Raw genomic sequence first — 18,079 nt, 5'->3', positions numbered from 1 at the left:
CCATGTCAGTTATTGAATCCCGCATCAATCCGCGTTCCCAAGACTTTCAGGACAACGCCTCGATCATGCAGGCCCTGATCCTTGATCTGCGCCAAAAGCTACAGAAAACCGCCTTGGGTGGGTCCGAATCCTCCCGGCAACGCCATGTGGGTCGCGGCAAGCTGCTGCCCCGTGAACGCGTCGAACGTCTGCTTGATCCCGGTACTCCCTTTCTGGAGCTCTCGCCTCTGGCTGCCCAGGACGTCTATAACAACGAGTCTCCCGGTGCCGGCATCATCACGGGCATTGGCCGCATTGCAGGCATTGAATGCGTGGTGGTCTGCAACGACGCTACAGTCAAGGGCGGTACTTACTACCCACTGACGGTGAAGAAGCATTTGCGTGCCCAGGAAATTGCCCAACAGAACAATCTGCCTTGCGTGTACCTGGTGGACTCGGGTGGAGCCAACCTGCCCAACCAGGAAGACGTGTTCCCGGATCGTGACCACTTTGGCCGCATCTTCTACAACCAGGCCAATATGTCGGCCCAGGGCATTGCCCAGATTGCGGTCGTGATGGGTTCGTGTACCGCTGGCGGTGCCTACGTTCCAGCCATGAGCGATGAGTCCATCATCGTGCGCGACCAAGGCACCATCTTCCTGGGTGGCCCTCCACTGGTCAAAGCCGCAACCGGTGAAGAGGTCAGCGCCGAAGACTTGGGCGGTGGCGATGTACACACCCGTCTGTCCGGCGTAGCTGACCATCTGGCGGAAAACGATCTGCATGCGCTGGAGCTGGCGCGCCGCTGCGTAGGCCGCCTGAACCGTGAGAAGAAACTGCCTTGGCCGCTGAAAGAAGTGCGCGAGCCACGCTACGACCCGCAAGAGCTGAACGGCATCATCCCTGCCGACACCCGCAAACCCTACGATGTGCGCGAAGTCATCGCCCGCATTGTGGATGACTCGGATTTTGATGAATTCAAGGCCCGCTTTGGCACCACGCTGGTGACCGGCTTTGCCCATATCCACGGCATGCCTGTAGGCATCATTGCCAACAACGGCATTCTGTTCTCCGAAGCGGCCCAGAAGGGCGCCCACTTCATCGAACTGTGCTGCCAGCGCAAGACGCCTTTGGTGTTCCTGCAGAACATCACCGGCTTCATGGTGGGCCGCAAATACGAAAACGAAGGGATCGCCCGCCACGGTGCCAAGCTGGTCACCGCCGTTTCTACCGCAGCCGTGCCCAAATTCACCGTGATTCTGGGCGGCTCCTTTGGTGCCGGTAACTACGGTATGTGTGGCCGCGCCTTCAGCCCGCGCCTGCTGTTCCTCTGGCCCAATGCCCGCATCTCGGTCATGGGTGGTGAGCAGGCAGCCAGCGTGCTGGCTACCGTGCGCCGTGATGGCCTGGAAGCTCGTGGCCAAAGCTGGAGCGCCGAGGAAGAAGAAGCCTTCAAGGCCCCCATCCGCGAACAATACGAACATGAAGGCCACCCCTACTACGCCACTGCGCGTCTGTGGGATGACGGCATCATCCAGCCTTCGGATACCCGGCGCGTTCTGGCCCTGGGCCTGTCCGCCGCCTTGAACGCCCCTATTGAAGACACCCGCTTTGGCGTGTTCCGCATGTAAGACAAGGAGACACTGTGTTTCAGACCCTGCTGATAGCCAATCGCGGTGAAATTGCCTGCCGGGTGGCCGCCACTGCCCGCAGCCTGGGGCTGCGTACCGTTGCGGTTTACTCCGACGCGGACGCCGACGCCCAGCACGTACGTGCTTGTGATCAAGCCGTGCGCATCGGTGGCCCCGAGCCACGCGACAGTTACCTGAAGATCGACGCCATTCTGGAAGCCGCCCGTGCCACTGGCGCGAATGCCATCCATCCCGGCTACGGCTTTCTGTCCGAGAACGAGCACTTTGCTCGCGCTTGTGAAGAAGCCGGCATTATTTTTGTAGGCCCGCCCGCTCAAGCCATTGCGGCCATGGGCAGCAAGTCCGCCGCCAAATCCCTGATGGAAAAAGCCGGTGTACCTTTGGTGCCCGGTTACCACGGCGACAATCAGGACCCCGACTTTCTGCACCAGCAAGCCGACCAAATCGGCTACCCCGTGCTGATCAAAGCCAGCGCCGGTGGTGGCGGCAAGGGCATGCGCATTGTGGAAGAGTCCGGCGCGTTCCTGGAAGCCTTGCGCTCTTGCCAGCGCGAAGCCGCCAGCAGCTTTAGTGACGACCGCGTACTGATCGAGCGCTACATCACCAAGCCACGCCATATCGAAATTCAGGTCTTTGGTGACCAGCACGGTGGCTACGTCTACTTGTTCGAACGCGATTGTTCGGTACAGCGCCGTCACCAGAAAGTGATTGAAGAAGCTCCCGCCCCCGGCATGACGCCCGAGCGTCGCCAGGCCATGGGTGAAGCGGCCATTGCAGCGGCACGCGCCGTGAACTATGTGGGCGCAGGCACGGTGGAGTTCATTGCCGAGCAGGACGGGCGTTTCTACTTCATGGAAATGAATACCCGCCTGCAAGTCGAACACCCCGTCACCGAACTGATTACCGGCCACGATCTGGTGGAATGGCAATTGCGTGTAGCCGATGGCCAGCCTTTGCCTGCCAAGCAGGAAGAGCTGAGCATCAATGGCCATGCCATCGAGGTTCGTATCTACGCAGAAAACCCCGATAAGGACTTCCTGCCCTCCATCGGTACGCTGCGCAGCTTGCAGTACCCCGCCCATGCGTCCTTCACCTCCGGTGATGTGCGTATCGACAGCGGCGTGCGTGAAGGCAGCGTCATCAGCCCCTTCTACGATCCCATGATTGCCAAGGTCATCACCCATGGTGCTGATCGTGAGCAGGCCCGCCGTCGCCTGATTCGCACGCTGGCCGATACTCAAGTGGCCGGTGTACACACCAACAAGACCTTCCTGCAACGTCTGCTGGGCGATGAAGCCTTTGCCCAGGCCGATCTGGATACGGGTCTGATTCCACGTCGTCACGATGCGCTGTTCCCCAGCAATCAGGACGTTCCAGCTTCTGTGCTGGCCTTCGCCGCCTGCGCCGTGCTGACTCATCAGGGTATGAGCGGGCAAGCCCCCAACTCCGACCCGTGGGCGGTACATGACGCCTGGCGTTTGAGCGGGGACTACGATCAGAAAGTGGCCTTGCAACTGGGTGAAGAAGCCCACGAAGTGCTGCTGCAACGTCGTGACAACCAGTGGCAGATCACGCTGGGCGGAACCCAACACGCGCTGCGCTGGCAAGCCGAAGAAACGGCCGGCCTGGCCAAAACCCTGACCTTGCGTCTGTGGCTGGATCAGGTCGAATACCGCGCCCAGGTGCTGCAAGATGGCGACCATCTGCAAGTTGCCCAGGCCGGCTCGGACTGGACTCTGGCCGTGGTCGACACCTTGGCCAGCGCCGGCACGAACAGCCAGGAAGCCCACGGAGGCCGCCTGACCGCTCCCATGCCGGGCAAGATCATTGCCTTGAATGTGGGCGCAGGTGACAGCGTCAAACAGGGCGATGTGCTGCTGGTCATGGAAGCCATGAAAATGGAACACTCCATTCAGGCACCGGCAGACGGCACCGTGGCCGAGCTGTTCTTTGCGGTGGGCGATCAAGTGCCTGAAGGTGCAGAACTGGTCACCATGGAGAGCTGAAACTCCTCCCTTCCAGCCCGTGTAAAACGCATTGCCGGGCTGGAAAAATAGGCGTAAAGTCGCACTAACAAGAGCCCCCGCCCAGGGGCTCTTGCCGTTAAGAACGACTCATGACCGCCCAGCCTCTTACCCCCTACTGTGGTCGCTTTGCGCCTAGTCCCAGTGGTCCCTTGCACGAGGGTTCGCTGGTTGCTGCCATGGCCAGCTACCTGGATGCACGCGCCCAGAACGGGCGCTGGTTACTGCGCATTGAAGATATAGACACGCCACGCGTGGTCGCAGGGGCTGACCAGATCATCATGCAGCAGTTGCAAGGCCTGGGCATGCATTGGGATGGCGAGGTGATTTGGCAAAGCCAGCGGCTGGCACGCTACCAGGAAGTGTTTGATGGCCTGCGCGAGCGAGATCTGGTCTACGGCTGCACCTGCACCCGTCAGGAAATTCTGGCGGCTTCCATGCCGGTTGCCCCGGATTCGCATGAATACCCCTATGCAGGCACCTGCCGCCACGGCATCCCGACAAACCGTACCATCCGTGCATGGCGGCTACGTGTCCCGGAAGGGGTGGAACACTTCACCGATCGCTGGGCCGGGCCGCAGCGACAGGACGTAGCCAAAGAAGTCGGGGACTACATCCTTAAACGGGCCGACAAGCTCTGGGCTTACCAGTTTGTCGTGGTCATTGATGATGCGGACAGCCGGATCACTGATGTTGTACGCGGCGCAGACTTGCTCAGCTCCACCGCCCGCCAGCGCGTCTTGCAAAAAGTCCTGGGCCTGCCTGTCCCGCGCACGTTGCACGTGCCGCTGGCCTGCGATGAGCAAGGCCGCAAGCTCTCCAAACAGAACCATGCCCCGGCCTTTGACCTGGAGCATCCTATGGAAACGCTGCAACGGGTCTGGACCTTTCTGGGTTTTGCTCCCATGGCTGCGAACACCCTGGACGGGTTCTGGAGCCAGGCCATCAGTGCGTGGGCGCAGCGCTTCCCGCTGCCTGCGAAGCCAAGCCCGAACAACTGAGCCACGAGCCGAGGCTAGATGCGGATGCGGATGCGGATGCGGATGCGGATGCGGATGCGGATGCGGATGCGGATGCGGATGCGGATGCGGATGCCAGCTAGTTTAGTGGCCTTTCAACCGCTGCGGTCCCACTTGCAGGGTTTCAAATAAACGACAGTTTCTGCCCCAACAATCGATTTATGTTTCAATCATAAAGACGCCCCGCCGCAAAGGGCGTCTGCCAGAGCAGACCCAGGCAAAAAGCAGTCTGGATGCGCAAGGCAAGACCCATCCATCCCCTGAACACCCCATTTGCCCCCTACCGCAAATCAGCGTAAAGTTTGGTCACTGGTTACCGAAATCACGCAGTTTTTTTAATCACTTAGGACGGCAACCTTATACCCATGTTTGATATCCTGGTTTATCTATTCGAGACGTATTACAACCCCCAGTCCTGTCCCAAGGCGGAGGTTCTGGCCCACAAATTGGCCGCTATTGGCTTTGAAGACGAGGACATCAACGACGCACTGGGCTGGTTACATGCACTGGGCGAGACCTCGCAACAGTGTCAGCCTACGGCTCAACTCAGTCCCAACAGTCAGCGTATTTTTTCTGAGCACGAACAGAATGTGCTGGGCGCTGACGCGATGGGTTTCATCACCTTTTTGCAAAATTCCGGCGCTCTTACCGCCCACCTGCGCGAAATTCTGATTGAAAGCGCCATGACGGTGGACGAAAGCCCGGTCTCGTTGGACAAAATAAAAATTGTCGCCCTGATGGTTTTGTGGAGCCACGAAGCCGAAATCGATCACCTGATCTTTGAAGAGCTGCTCAGCGACGACTCCACCCGTCAGTCCCACTAAGCTGATACACAGGAACCTATTTTTTGTTCAAGAAACGGCCCCGATAAAGAGGGTCCTTCAACACAAAAAACCAAGGCCCGAATCCGACGCCACATCGGATTCGGGCCTTTTTGATTAGGCTTGCTGCTGACTGGCTCTGGCTTGGCCACCTCTATAGAAACAAGTCCCAGATACAAAAAAGCCGGATTGTCTTTATTAGATAGAGGCAATCCGGCTACAGGCTATTGAGCGCAACTGATCAGGTCAGGCTCACTTGATTTCCTTTCTGTCCTTGTCCAGCATCGCGCGCAGCAGGCTTTGACCACCCTCGACCACCGCAAACTCGCCATAACGGGCGGCATCGAAGCGATCTGCCGAGCCTTCCGCGAAGAACCAGGCATCTGTTCCAGGCGTCCAGTTACTGCGATGACGACGCATGCGCAAGCGCATCACATCGGAAGGTTCAGCCACAGGGCCTTCTTCGCTCCACAGACGCTCCTGGCCGTCCTGCTCCAGATAAACACCCTTGAGCTGCGCCACCTTGTTCTCATCCAGCTGCACCGCCACAACAACCCATTGCTGAGCGTCCATCTTGGCAAGCGCATCCTTGGGCAAGCCCCAGGACAGGGCAGACAAGTTCTGCGACAGGGCGAAGTTCAAGGACATATAGTCGCCCTGCATCAGCGAACGGGGATCCACCGGAGCCAGCTCCAGCAAGACCGTCTGACCATCGCTCAAGATACGTTCTTTTTGCACGATGGCCACGTTGGCCACACCCAGCACCAACACAGTCCCCAATAGAACACTTGCAACAATACCCTTGGGTGCCTCCTGCGGCGCTGCTAACGCCCCTTTCTTCTTGCGGCTCAACTGACCCAAATAGGCAAAGACCAGACATCCCACTCCGGTTGCCAGCAACAGTTCGGCCTTGTCCAGCAAACTGATATTCAGGATGTAATACAGACGCCAGAGGCAGAATAGACCCATTGCCACGGCCACCGCCAACAAGCTGAGATAACGCCAGGCATAAGCCACCAGAACCCAGCTCAAGGCCAGGGCCACTGGCGGATAGGGTGTCCAGACCGCGCACAAAGCGGCCATCCCCAGCAAGGCAATGCCATAAACCAGGGGCTGGTCACGCCAGCCGCGCCAATAAAACGCCAGTATCGCCAAAGGAGCCATGGCCAGCAGAAAGCCAGCTACGGTCAGGTACGGCCGCGACTCGTCCCAGAAGGGCATGGAATAAAACAGCGTGCCCGCCGAAACAAGATGAATCTGGGAAGCGAGCAGCAAGGACCAGAACAAGGGCAGCCAGAAATGCGGCTTGCGCTCACCACGCAGATAAAAATGCCCCAGCAACAAGGCGGCAAAAAACATGAATGCCGCGGGCATTTCCAGCACCCAATAAGGCATCATGGTCCAGCGATCAAACAAGCGCTCGATCACCAGAAACTCGATCGCGGCCAGTGCCCAAATCACCAGCAACATGCGCAATACGAACTGGCCTTTGGCAAGCCTGTACAGCAAGGTGCTGATCACGACGGCTATCATGGCGCTGGCCTCAGGTGGCCAGGGGTAGCGCATGTCCACAAGCGGCACGCTCAGCAAGAGCAGCGCACACGCAACCCAGCCGCCGACCAGATCCCGGCTGGGTACGGTGTGAGCCTTGCCAAACAGCACGGGGGACACCAGAGCCATGATGCCGCCCAGTACACCTAGCGCTTCCAGACTCAAATCCAGAGAAACAGCCAGGTACAGCAGAATAATCAGCGGTAACAGCAGGTAGAGGAACAGCTTGATCACGCGCAGATACCAGGGGTGATGCTCGTCACTATCCTGAGCGTCAGCTTGAACACTAGCCTGTGCGTTGGCCAGGGTCTCTGCTGTTGAGGCGGCAGGACTTGTTGCCATTGCTGCGTTCACTGGTGCTTGAGTTGCTGCCGCCTCGCCACCATGAGTCCGTCGCCAATGGACGACCTGTTGCTGCAGGAAGCGCAGCAAGCCCAGGCCCAGGCCCACAATCACCACCACGATCAGCAGAAACGCATCGCTTGCATACTCAATAATCAGCATGCTCAAGGAGCCATACGCACCGAACGAGGCCAAGGACATGATCAGCAAATCCGGGCGGCGGTAGGGATAAATACCGTACAGCACCAGGAACAGGACCAGTCCCAGCAGGAAGTTGCCTTCCATGACCTGGGCACCGATGAAAAAACCCACCGCAATTGCTGCCACACGCGGCACGATGCGCCACGGGTCATGACGCGCACGCCAGATGGTTTCGGCGGCCAGCAACAACAGCGCATTGACTGCCAAAGCTAGCAAGGTCTGCGAGGTGTAACTGCGCCCGAACCAGCCCAAGCGGGCAACATCAATCCACAAGTACAAGGCGGTATTGATCAGTACCAGCCACAGCACCGACAGAAAGACACTGCGCACTGTGAATACCCAAGGTATGATCAGCACAGTCCACAATGCGAAAAGCTGCCAAGGGTCTGCGCCAGTCTGATAAGTCTGGCCAATCAGCGCCAGCAAACCGCCCGTGGCCACGGCGGCAAGGCCGGTCAACGCAGCAGGCACTCCCAGATCATGACCCCAGCCACCGGAACGTCGGCGAAACAGCAAGGCCAGCCCTGCAGAAACCAGCACGGCGCCTTGAGCCAGGGCAAATTTGGCTACGTGCCCCCAGTTTTCCCAATTGGCCGCAATCCAGGTCACCAGACCACTAGCGAGCAGCAAAACGGCCAAACCCCAGGCCAGTTTTGTCAGAAACACTCGCCAGTCTGTGGGCCATACGTTAGTCTTGTCAGGTCTCATAACTTGCATAGAGGGATAAGCACCTCGTATCATTTCGCGCATTGCAGCGCAGTTGCTGTCACTGGAATCATATGGATAAAACACTAATCATTGCCGAGAAACCTTCAGTCGCCGTAGATATCTCGCGGGCATTGGGCGGTTTCACTCGAGAAGGTGATTATTTTGAAAGCGATCGCTATGTGCTGGCCTCCAGCATCGGCCATCTGCTGGGCCTGGTGGCCCCTAATGATCCGGTCCGCGGCAAGTGGAGCTTCACACATCTACCTGTTATTCCCCCTCAGTTTGAGCTCAACCCGACTGACAAGAAATCGACTGAGCGCTTGAAACTGCTGGTCAAGCTGATCAAACGAAAAGATGTCACCGCTGTTATTAATGCCTGTGACGCGGGGCGCGAGGGTGAGCTGATTTTTCGCTACATTATGCAGTACGCTGGAGCGAAAAAACCGGTGCAAAGGCTTTGGTTACGTTCGATGACACAATCGGCGATCCGTGAAGCATTTGAAAACCTGCGCGACGATGAAGACATGAAACCGCTGGAAGCGGCGGCCCGTTCGCGCGCTGAAGCGGACTGGCTGGTGGGCATTAATGGCACGCGTGCCATGACGGCTTTCAATAGCAAGGATGGCGGTTTTTTCAAAACCCCCGTGGGCCGTGTGCAAACCCCCACGCTGGCTATCGTGAACGAGCGAGAGAACCGCATTCGCCAGTTTGTGTCGCGCGATTACTGGGAAGTACATGCGGACTTTATTGCCGCTGCAGGCCTGTACACCGGCCGCTGGTTCGATCCCAAGTTCGTCAAAGACGAGCATGACCCCGAGAAAAAAGACTCGCGTCTGTGGTCCCTGACGGCGGCCCAAACCATTGTGGCCGCGTGCCGCGAGCAACCCGGCGTAGTCACCGAGGAATCCAAGCCCAGCACGCAGATGTCGCCCGCCTTGTTTGATTTGACTTCACTGCAACGCGAAGCCAACTCGCGCTTCGGCTTCTCTGCCAAGACCACCTTGTCCTTGGCGCAGACGCTGTACGAACGCCACAAGGCGCTGACTTACCCCCGTACCGACTCGCGCTATCTGCCTGAAGACTATATAAGTACGGTGCAAGAAACCATGCGTGCGCTGGCTGACAGCGGCACGCCTGCCAGCGCTTCGGTGCAACCGTTTGCGCAGGAAGTGGTCGAGCAGAAATGGGTCAAGCCCAACCGTCGGATTTTCGACAACAAGAAGGTTTCGGATCACTTTGCCATCATCCCTACCTTGCAGGTGCCTCGGGAACTGAGCGATGCCGAACACAAGATTTACGAGCTGATCAGCCGTCGCTTCCTGGCCGTGTTCTTCCCGGCTGCGGAATTCCGCGTCACCACGCGTATTACGCAGGTGTCCGGTCACCACTTCAAGACGGAAGGCAAAGTGCTGGTCAAACCGGGCTGGTTGGCTATTTACGGCCGCGATGCCCAAGGTGAAGATGCGTCCCTGGTGCCGGTTGCTGACGGCGAGAAGGTTCGCACCGAAGATGTGAACACCAAGGCCCTGGCTACCAAGCCACCTGCACGCTTTACGGAAGCGACCCTGCTGTCGGCCATGGAAAGCGCCGGCAAACTGGTAGATGACGAAGCCTTGCGCGAAGCCATGTCCGAGCGCGGTCTGGGTACGCCAGCCACTCGTGCTGCCATTATTGAAGGTCTGCTGAACGAAGCCTACTTGCGTCGTGAAGGCCGCGAGCTGGTGCCTAGCGCCAAGGCACGTCAGCTGATGACTTTATTGTCCGGTCTGGGCGTGAGCGAACTGACTTCGCCCGAACTGACTGGCGAATGGGAGCACCAGCTCAAGCAGATCGAGCAACGTCAGCTGGATCGGGACGTGTTCATGCGTGAAATCGCGCAGATGACGCAAGTTATCGTCAAGCGCGCGAAAGAATATGAGCGCGACACGGTTCCGGGTGATTACGCGACCTTGCAGACGCCATGCCCTAAATGTGGTGGCGTGGTCAAAGAAAATTACCGTCGTTATGCCTGCACGGCTTGCGATTTCTCTATCGGCAAGCACCCCGGTGGTCGCACCTTCGAGCTGCCTGAAGTTGAAGAGCTGCTTGCCAAGAAAGAACTGGGCCCACTGCCTGGTTTCATCAGCAAGATGGGGCGTCCCTTTGCGGCACTTTTACGCATTACCGACGAGTACAAGCTGGAGTTCGACTTCGGCCAGAACGACGACGATGATGACGAAGCCCTGGATTTCAGCGGCCAGACCCCGGTCGGCCCCTGCCCCAAGTGCCAGTCTCCCGTCTTTGAGCACGGCTTGCGTTATTTGTGCGAGAAGTCCGTTGGCCCCTCCAAGAGCTGCGACTTCCGTAGCGGCAAGGTGATTCTGCAGCAGGAAATTACCCGCGAGCAGATGGCCAAGTTGCTGGGCGAAGGCAAGACAGACCTGCTGGATGGTTTCGTGTCCTCGCGCACCAACCGCAAGTTCAAAGCCTTCCTGGTGCGTCAGGCAGACGGCAAGATCGGCTTTGAGTTCGAGCCTCGTCCAGAGAAGCCAGGTCGCAAGTCGGCCGCCAAGAAAACGGCGACCAAAGCGGTGGCTAAAAAGACGGCCGTGAAGAAAACAGCGGCTAAGAAGACGAGCGCTAAAAAATCGGCCACCAAAAAAACGGCCGCTAAAACCGCACAATAATCTGCCGGCCCACTACATCGATCGCAACAAGGCCCGCGCCATCAACTGCACCCCAAAAGTTGGATATTGATCCAACCTTTGGGGTGTTTTTTATGCCCCACCACGTGACACCTCGCTAGCCGACCCACCCGCATTTTCTCTGTCAGCCGACTTATATTAAAATAAGAATCGTTTTTATTTACCTTGCCGATTCTGCTCCTATTTTTGCCTCGCAGGCAGCTTCCCACCCATGCCGACAGAACCCCGTGCTTCATCCCGCCACCGGCGCAATTCGCTGGTCGACGCCTTATGCGAACATTACGATGATCTGCTGGCTCAATTACGCCGCCGCTTTGGTGCTCATCATTTTGCACAGGATGTGCTGCACGACGCCTGCCTGCGTTTGCTGGAACGCCCCCAGCGCCCTGAACCCCGCTCCCCCCTGGCCCTGCTACGGCGCATCTTGCACCATCTGGCGATTGATCGCTACCGCCATGACCAGCGCCGATGCAAGCACGACGAGGGTCACTTCTGGCCCGAAGACCAGGTATGCCCGGCGGCCACTCCTGAACAGCATGCGTGTACCCGTCAAGCATTGGACCACCTGATGCAAGCGATTCAGACGTTGCCTCCCCGCTGCCAGGAGGTATTCATCTTGCATAAGATTCACCATATCAGCCAGGCAGACGTCGCTCGCCTGCAAGCTATCTCGGTCAAAACCGTAGAAAAACATATACGGCTGGGCATGGCGCATTGTCGCCGTCATATGGAGCGTTATTAAATGAGTTCCACTCCTGGCCCCATCCCGCCCGCTCAAGATCCAGCTACTGAATCCCAACTGGACGAACTGCTCAATCAAAATCAGGGAACACTGCGTGAGCAATTTCCTTTGCCAGACCTAGAACAACTGGCTCGCCAGGCCAACGAACGTAAACGCAAACGAGAACGGCGACGCGCTAGCTCCGGCTTGCTGGTTCTCGCAATCGCGGCAACAGGACTGTGGTACGGGAACCCGGCTTGGCAACACGAATCGATTAGCAGCATGGCTCACGCTCAGCAACGCGTTACGCTATCCGATGGTTCGATCGCCGTCCTGGACCGTGATACCCGGCTATCGGTCACCTGGCGGCTACGTAGCCGGGACATACAGATGGCGCAGGGCCGGGCATATTTCGATGTCAGCCACTCGGCCTGGCGTCCATTCCAGGTGCAGGCCGGCACGGTACAAGTCCGCGTCCTGGGCACACGTTTTGCGGTTGAACACAAGCCCGATACCGTTGCCGTGATCGTAGAGCAAGGACGGGTGCAGGTCCGCGACCAGGCACATCACCCGGACATCCTCCGTGTCTTGCAGGCTGATCAACGGCTGCTAGTCGATGCTGCCGGGATGGGACAAATTGAAACTGTGCAGGCCGACACGCTGCTGGCCTGGCAACGCGGTCAACTGCTGATCAATGATTTACCCCTGGAGCAAGCATTGCATCAACTACAAGCTTATCTGCCGCAAACCCTGCGGGTGTTGGACCCTGCCTTGGCCCAACGCAGAGTCAGCGCCGTTTTTCAGCTTACGGCTTTGGACCAACTGCCAGCCTTGCTACCCCAGGTCTGGTCAATCGAGCTTCAGCCACAGGCTGATGGCAGCCTACTGGTCCTCCCCCTTAAAAAGTAATTCTTTGTAAGCGAGGTAGGGAAGCCGGTCTTCTGAATCGGCTTAGCTATATCAGTCCTCCTTTCAAGGTACTTTGTCCATGCGCCTGACGCTCTCTACTCCCTTGGCTGTCCTGGCTCTGGCCAGCATTGGCACCGCTGTTCATGCCCAGACCCTAAGTTTCAATCTACCCGCCCAGCCTTTGGGCACCGCGTTAACCCAGATTGCCAGTCAAGCAGGCATACAAGTCTTTTTCACTCAGGATCTGGTCGAGCATCGCCTGTCTCCCCCCTTGCAAGGCAGCTACACCGCTGCTCAAGCCTTGCACGCCGTACTGAACGGCTCGGGGCTGGCCCCTCGGCAGGTCGGGGCCGACTCCTACACCTTGCAGACCGTCCCTTCGCAGGCCCAGGACGCCCCTATCCGACAAGGTGAGACACTGGCCGCCGTTACCGTTGTGGCCTCACGGACCCCAAAATCCATTGACGAAACCGCCAACACGGTCTGGGTCATTGACTCAAAACAAATTGCCGAGCAAACCGGTGCAGGCGCCTCCCTGAAGCAAATGCTGGGACAACTGATTCCCGGACTGGATCTGGGAGGGCAATCCCGCACCAATGCAGGCCAATACCTGCGAGGCCGTCCCACTCAAGTCATGATCGACGGCATTTCTCTGAACGGCTCGCGTCAGTTAAGCCGACAGTTTGATTCCATTGATCCTTTCAATATCGAACGCATTGAAGTCCTGTCAGGGGCCACCGCTATCCACGGAGGCAACGCCACAGGCGGGATCATCAATATCATTACCAAACGCGCCGAACCCGGTCCGGCTCGGTTTGTCTCCGAGCTGGGGGTACGAAGCGGCTTGCAAGCGGGCGATGACCTGAACACCACCCTGTCGCAATCCGTAGAAGGCGGCAACGACACCCTCCAAGGGCGACTGGCCTTGTCACTGACCCGTAATGGCGGCGCCTATGACAGTCAAGGTGAACGCGTCCTGCCCGACATTACACAAACAGACTTGCAATGGAACCGGTCCCTGGATCTGATGGGCTCTTTGAATGTGGATCTGCAAGAGGCGGGCGAGTTGCGTCTACTGTCACAATACTACGATTCCGGCTTTAAACCGGGCAAAGCCCTGTGGCTACGTCCCGGTCCCAATGACAATATTCTCAACCCGTCGGAACTGGATATACGCAGCGGTTTTGACTCGGACTATAAGCCCCGCACCGAACGCCAGATTCTGGCGGCGGACTACTTCAAGGGTGATGTGCTCGGTGGCCAGGACCTGTATCTGAAGGCCTACTATCGCAATGAATCCATGCGTTTTTATCCCTACCCGGATTCAGACGCCAACCCGCTTGTTCCAGGCAAACGCATCTACAACTGGAGTGTTTCAACTCAGGAAACCCAGACGTACGGGCTGAAAGCCATGCTCAACAAGGACTGGGACCGCTTCAGCTTGAACTACGGTGTGGACTACGATCACGAAACCTTCAAAGCCACCCAAACCATGTTCGACATCAACAAAGCGATGGACAGTGGGGGCCTGGAGTTTGACAAGGTGGCCAGCCTGCCGCGCTACCCCGGTTTTCGCAATCACATATTGGGGGCCTTCGCACAGGCTGACCTGCATCTAACTGACAAACTAAGCCTGAGCGCTGGAGTGCGCAAGCAACACGTCCGTGTGCAGGTGAATGACTTTGTTCAGGGGATACAGCAACGCCTGGTTCTATCGGGCTACGGCCAGTCTGCCGATTCCATTCCAGGCGGGCGCAACAGCTATGGGACGACCTTGTTCAATGCCGGCTTGATCTACAAGCTCAGCCCGGCACAGCAAGTATGGGCGAATTACTCCGAGGGTTTTGAACTGGCCGATCCTGCTAAATACTATGGAACAGGCGCCAGCTATTCACTGATCGACAATCACTGGACACTGGGTCGCCACATCAGCGTGACAGACTCCTCCATGGCGGCCATCAAAACCCGCTCGACCGAAGTGGGCTGGCGCTACAACGACGGCCCACTCTCTGCCCAGGTCGCCTTGTTCCATTCGCAATCGGACAAGTCGATCGCCCTGAACCGCAGCACGTTAAATATCTCACTGGTGGACTCCAAAGTACGTAACTACGGTCTGGAAGGACAAGTAGACCTGCGCCTGAACGATGGCTGGAGCACGGGAGCCAGCTTGCTCTTGATTCGCAATGAAGAGCTGAAAGACGGCCGCTGGCAGCGACGCGGTATTTACTACTCCAGCCCGTCCAAAGCCACCGCCTATATTGGCAAGCAAGGCAATAACTGGGCCGTACGCGCTCAGGTGGCCCATTCGATGAAACTGCGCAGCGACATCCCCAGCGTGGGCGGCGGTCAGCAACAAGAATCCTTGCCCAGCCTGACACTGGTCGACCTTCTGGGACGCTACCAGTTCGATCACAGCGCACAAGTCAAAGGCACGCTGTCACTGGGGATTCAGAACCTGTTCAATAAATCCTACGAAACTCGATGGGGTCAGCAGGCCAAGCTGATCTACAGCGGCATTATCTCCCCCAGCGTGCTGGATTTTCGGGGCCAAGGGCGCACCTACGCGCTGACCTACACCCTGCAATACTAAGGAGCTTTCCCATGCGAACCCGTTGGATAGTTGCCCTGCTGGCCACCAGTGGCGCACTGGCCTTGCCAGTACAGGCGCAACGTATGTGCAGCCCCACCGCCAGCAACTTACAAACAGCCGTGGGGCCGGGCGTTTACGAGTTGGCCTACAGCCCCAGCCAACAAGCCGTCTATGCGGCAGTGGCCGGTGGCTTCAAAGACGATGCACCACCTAGCAGCCTGGTGCAGCTCGATGCCGCCAACTTGCAGGAAAAAAGCCGCCTGCTCTTGCCTTATCGCGCCTTTGGTCTGGCCTTGGACGATCAGGCCAAGCGCCTGTACGTAGGCCACTCCCTGCAAGGGCGCATCAGCGTAATCGATACACAGCGCAATCGCAGGCTGCACACCGTACAACTGAGCCAGCCCCGCGCAGATGGCAAGCGCTACGAGCACGACTTGCGTGGCCTTATTCTGGACAAAACTCAAGGCCTGCTATTTGTACCCGGCCTGTCGGCCGGCGAAAGCGTACTCTTTGTGCTGGATAGCCAGAACCTTGCCCTTAAGGCCCGTATCCCCGACCTGGGCTTTTATCCCACCGGCTTGGCCCTGGATGAACAAGGCGGGAGATTGTATGTCTCCACGATGGCGGCGGAAATCGTGGTAATCGACACCCGAGCCTTGCGCATCCAGGAACGCTGGACTCTGCCCGGCGTGCATCAACCCATCAATCTGGCCTACCACCAGGATCACCTTTATGTGACTGACCAGGGGCTCGATTCCATTACTCCCTGGCAACAGCGGCTTTTGCCCCAACGCGACTGGAGTGGATCACGCCAGCAAGTGCTGATGCTCGATGCCACAAATGGGCGGATTCTCGCGGCACAGCTTGCTCAGGGCAATCCACTGGCAATCAGCGTTGACCCCGCGGCGAACCTGGCCTACGTGTCCGAGCGTAGCGACCGACGTGTTGCCGCCTACACACTGGATACCTTGCGCCCGGTAGCCGCAGCCACCACCGACAAGCTGACCAACAGCCTAGCGCTGGATACCGGCAGCGGACGCGTCTATGTGTCCTTAAAAAACCCCGCTAAAGGAGAGGAACTGACGCAGGAGTCTGTGGGCCTGCTCTGCTTTGAACCCTGGTCGGGCACGCCTCAAAGCGGCCAGTAAAACAGGGCCTTGGCCAGCACCACTATCAAGAGAACGTGGGCGAAAACACTCAGGTGAATGATCCGGGACCGGCGCGCCGTCATGGTTTTGCGCCGGCTCATCACCATAACGGATAGAAAGTGTCCAAATACGCTTAGCGCTAGAGTGATCTTTACGCCCAGTATCCAGGCCCTGGCCCCGCCGACCTCAAACAAGGCCCGATGCTGCCAGGCCAGACTCAAGCCCGCACCGTAGAGCAATAACAAAACCCAAGGCATGATGCGGCGCGCCCGCCGCCCCAAGGCATACTCGAACTCCCGCATCGATGGGCGGGAAACCTGACGCGCCAAAGGCGACAACATCAGCACCTCGAAAAACACAGTGCCGATAAAAAAAATCGCAGCCAGAAGGTGAACCAACAACAGGAGGAAATAGCTCATGAACAGCGCTCAGGAAAGCAGACGATTCATCAACGGTACACCAGGTCTCGCGCCCACAAACTGACTTCTGGCACATAGCTGATCAGCATCAAGCAAGCCAGGATGACGACTACAAAAGGCAGCAGGGGACGTATCAGTTTTTCCAAAGAAATCCCGGCCACTGAACAAGCCGCAAACAGGTTCACACCAAAGGGCGGTGTCACCATCCCCAAGGCCAGATTGACTACCATGATGATGCCAAAATGCGCCGGATCAATGCCGAACTGCACGGCCACCGGCAACAACAAGGGAGCCAGCACAACGATCGAAGCCGACGTTTCAACGAACATCCCCACCACAAACAAGGCCGCGTTCACACCCAGCAAAAACATCATGGGGCTACTGAACAATTCCCCCAACCAGATCCCCATGGCAGCCGGAATGCCGGTGCGATTGAGCAGGAAGCCAAACACACCCGCATTGGCGATGATGAACATGATGACCGCCGTGGACACCACGGAACGATGCAGCACCTTGGACAGGTCGCCCCATTTAACGCTGCGGTAGACAAACATGCTCACGATCAAGGCATAGACTACCGCCACCGCCGAAGCCTCGGTAGGCGTGAAAATACCCCCGTAAATCCCGCCGAGAATAATCACCGGCATCAACAAGGCCAGCCACGCCTGACGGAATGCCGTCCAGACACCCAAACGACCCACACCGTCCTGCAAACCCAGACCATGGCGACGTGCATACAGCCACACATAAAGCATCAAGGCGCCGCCGATCAACAAGCCAGGGCCAATACCCGCAACGAACAGCTCGCCTACCGACGTGTCCGTGGATACGGCAAACAAAATCATGGGAATGGACGGCGGGATGATCACCCCCAACTCCGCCGCTGAGGCCTGCAAGGATGCCGCGAACGGTGCCGGGTAGCCATGCCGGACCATAGCAGGGATAAGAATTGCCCCGACCGCAAAAGTGGTTGCCACACTGGAACCGGCCACCGCCGCAAAAATCATGCAGGTCAGCACACAGCTGCAAGCCAGACCACCCTGCACACCACCCACCAGGCTTTTGGCAAACTCCACCATACGGTTGGACATGCCGCCCGACTCCATCAGGTTGCCTGCCAGAATAAAGAAGGGCACAGCAACCAGAGGATACTTGTCCAGAGCTGCATACAACTGCTGGGCGATGACCAGAAAAGTCATGCGCCCCTCCCAGGCTACCCCCGCCATATTGGCCAGCCCCACGGCAATCGCCACGGGCACCGTCAATACAAAAAACAGCAGCATGGACACAAGCATGATCTGGGACACGATA

Annotated in this window: 13 protein-coding genes; 10 read left to right on the top strand and 3 right to left on the bottom strand. The window is 58.0% G+C overall.

All coding sequences use genetic code 11. The annotated features are described in order from the left end of the window. Positions 1-2 precede the first annotated feature (2 nt). From ACLPGZ_RS18015 to ACLPGZ_RS17995, 5 genes are all read left to right on the top strand, one after another. Entirely contained in the window at positions 3-1,610 is a 1,608-nt protein-coding gene (locus ACLPGZ_RS18015) for a carboxyl transferase domain-containing protein (protein ID WP_042484787.1), read from the top strand. 14 nt (positions 1,611-1,624) lie between these two features. Further along, the gene (locus ACLPGZ_RS18010) at positions 1,625-3,637 is read left to right on the top strand and encodes an acetyl/propionyl/methylcrotonyl-CoA carboxylase subunit alpha (protein ID WP_239054971.1); all 2,013 of its coding nucleotides are present in this window, start codon (positions 1,625-1,627) and stop codon (positions 3,635-3,637) included. Between the two features lie 110 nt (positions 3,638-3,747). After that, the gene (gene gluQRS / locus ACLPGZ_RS18005; RefSeq protein WP_239054970.1) at positions 3,748-4,656 is read left to right on the top strand and encodes a tRNA glutamyl-Q(34) synthetase GluQRS; all 909 of its coding nucleotides are present in this window, start codon (positions 3,748-3,750) and stop codon (positions 4,654-4,656) included. Then, a complete protein-coding gene (locus ACLPGZ_RS18000; RefSeq protein ID WP_266108851.1) occupies positions 4,608-4,757 on the top strand; it encodes a hypothetical protein in 150 nt (49 codons plus the stop codon). Before gluQRS ends, ACLPGZ_RS18000 begins: the two co-directional genes overlap by 49 nt. 282 nt (positions 4,758-5,039) lie before the next feature. Continuing rightward, positions 5,040-5,498, top strand: coding sequence for a Smg family protein (locus ACLPGZ_RS17995; protein WP_042484796.1), 459 nt, complete (start codon positions 5,040-5,042; stop codon positions 5,496-5,498). A 249-nt stretch (positions 5,499-5,747) separates the two neighbouring features. Here ACLPGZ_RS17995 and ACLPGZ_RS17990 read toward each other — a convergent pair whose 3' ends face one another. After that, on the bottom strand, positions 5,748-8,255 hold the full coding sequence (locus tag ACLPGZ_RS17990; RefSeq protein WP_203145227.1) for a GDYXXLXY domain-containing protein: 2,508 nt from the start codon (positions 8,253-8,255) through the stop codon (positions 5,748-5,750). A gap of 113 nt (positions 8,256-8,368) precedes the next feature. On the opposite strand from ACLPGZ_RS17990, the gene ACLPGZ_RS17985 reads away from it, so the two are divergent. The 5 genes from ACLPGZ_RS17985 to ACLPGZ_RS17965 all read left to right on the top strand — a co-directional run bounded on the left by ACLPGZ_RS17985 (position 8,369) and on the right by ACLPGZ_RS17965 (position 16,349). Next, positions 8,369-10,963 (top strand): DNA topoisomerase III, encoded by a 2,595-nt coding sequence (locus tag ACLPGZ_RS17985; protein WP_060186565.1) that lies wholly within the window; start codon positions 8,369-8,371, stop codon positions 10,961-10,963. A gap of 229 nt (positions 10,964-11,192) precedes the next feature. After that, positions 11,193-11,723 (top strand): RNA polymerase sigma factor, encoded by a 531-nt coding sequence (locus ACLPGZ_RS17980; RefSeq protein WP_115634773.1) that lies wholly within the window; start codon positions 11,193-11,195, stop codon positions 11,721-11,723. Next, positions 11,724-12,611, top strand: a complete 888-nt coding sequence (locus ACLPGZ_RS17975) for a FecR family protein (RefSeq protein ID WP_239054968.1) — start codon at positions 11,724-11,726, stop codon at positions 12,609-12,611. A gap of 79 nt (positions 12,612-12,690) precedes the next feature. Continuing rightward, positions 12,691-15,201 carry a TonB-dependent siderophore receptor gene (locus ACLPGZ_RS17970; protein ID WP_429641791.1) on the top strand — a complete coding sequence of 837 codons (2,511 nt, stop codon included), beginning with the start codon at positions 12,691-12,693 and terminating at the stop codon, positions 15,199-15,201. Between the two features lie 11 nt (positions 15,202-15,212). After that, positions 15,213-16,349 carry a YncE family protein gene (locus ACLPGZ_RS17965; RefSeq protein WP_060186569.1) on the top strand — a complete coding sequence of 379 codons (1,137 nt, stop codon included), beginning with the start codon at positions 15,213-15,215 and terminating at the stop codon, positions 16,347-16,349. Here ACLPGZ_RS17965 and ACLPGZ_RS17960 read toward each other — a convergent pair. Continuing rightward, a complete protein-coding gene (locus ACLPGZ_RS17960; protein WP_060186570.1) occupies positions 16,334-16,768 on the bottom strand; it encodes a CopD family copper resistance protein in 435 nt (144 codons plus the stop codon). The genes ACLPGZ_RS17965 and ACLPGZ_RS17960 overlap by 16 nt on opposite strands. A 29-nt stretch (positions 16,769-16,797) precedes the next feature. After that, positions 16,798-18,075, bottom strand: a complete 1,278-nt coding sequence (locus ACLPGZ_RS17955) for a TRAP transporter large permease (protein ID WP_026483870.1) — start codon at positions 18,073-18,075, stop codon at positions 16,798-16,800. Positions 18,076-18,079 lie beyond the last annotated feature (4 nt).

It is taken from the genome of Alcaligenes sp. Me129, assembly GCF_050487245.1.
Lineage (GTDB): Bacteria > Pseudomonadota > Gammaproteobacteria > Burkholderiales > Burkholderiaceae_B > Alcaligenes > Alcaligenes phenolicus.
The sequence above is the reverse complement of the archived record's forward strand: the minus strand, read 5'-3'. Positions and strand labels throughout refer to the sequence as shown.

Bases quoted from the DNA above. Each gene is read 5' to 3' on its own strand.
- ACLPGZ_RS18015 (WP_042484787.1), top strand. From the start codon at position 3: ATGTCAGTTATTGAATCCCGCATCAATCCGCGTTCCCAAGACTTTCAG.
- gluQRS (WP_239054970.1), top strand. From the start codon at position 3,748: ATGACCGCCCAGCCTCTTACCCCCTACTGTGGTCGCTTTGCGCCTAGT.
- ACLPGZ_RS17995 (WP_042484796.1), top strand. From the start codon at position 5,040: ATGTTTGATATCCTGGTTTATCTATTCGAGACGTATTACAACCCCCAG.
- ACLPGZ_RS17985 (WP_060186565.1), top strand. From the start codon at position 8,369: ATGGATAAAACACTAATCATTGCCGAGAAACCTTCAGTCGCCGTAGAT.
- ACLPGZ_RS17980 (WP_115634773.1), top strand. From the start codon at position 11,193: ATGCCGACAGAACCCCGTGCTTCATCCCGCCACCGGCGCAATTCGCTG.
- ACLPGZ_RS17975 (WP_239054968.1), top strand. From the start codon at position 11,724: ATGAGTTCCACTCCTGGCCCCATCCCGCCCGCTCAAGATCCAGCTACT.
- ACLPGZ_RS17970 (WP_429641791.1), top strand. From the start codon at position 12,691: ATGCGCCTGACGCTCTCTACTCCCTTGGCTGTCCTGGCTCTGGCCAGC.
- ACLPGZ_RS17965 (WP_060186569.1), top strand. From the start codon at position 15,213: ATGCGAACCCGTTGGATAGTTGCCCTGCTGGCCACCAGTGGCGCACTG.
- ACLPGZ_RS17960 (WP_060186570.1), bottom strand. From the start codon at position 16,768: ATGAGCTATTTCCTCCTGTTGTTGGTTCACCTTCTGGCTGCGATTTTT.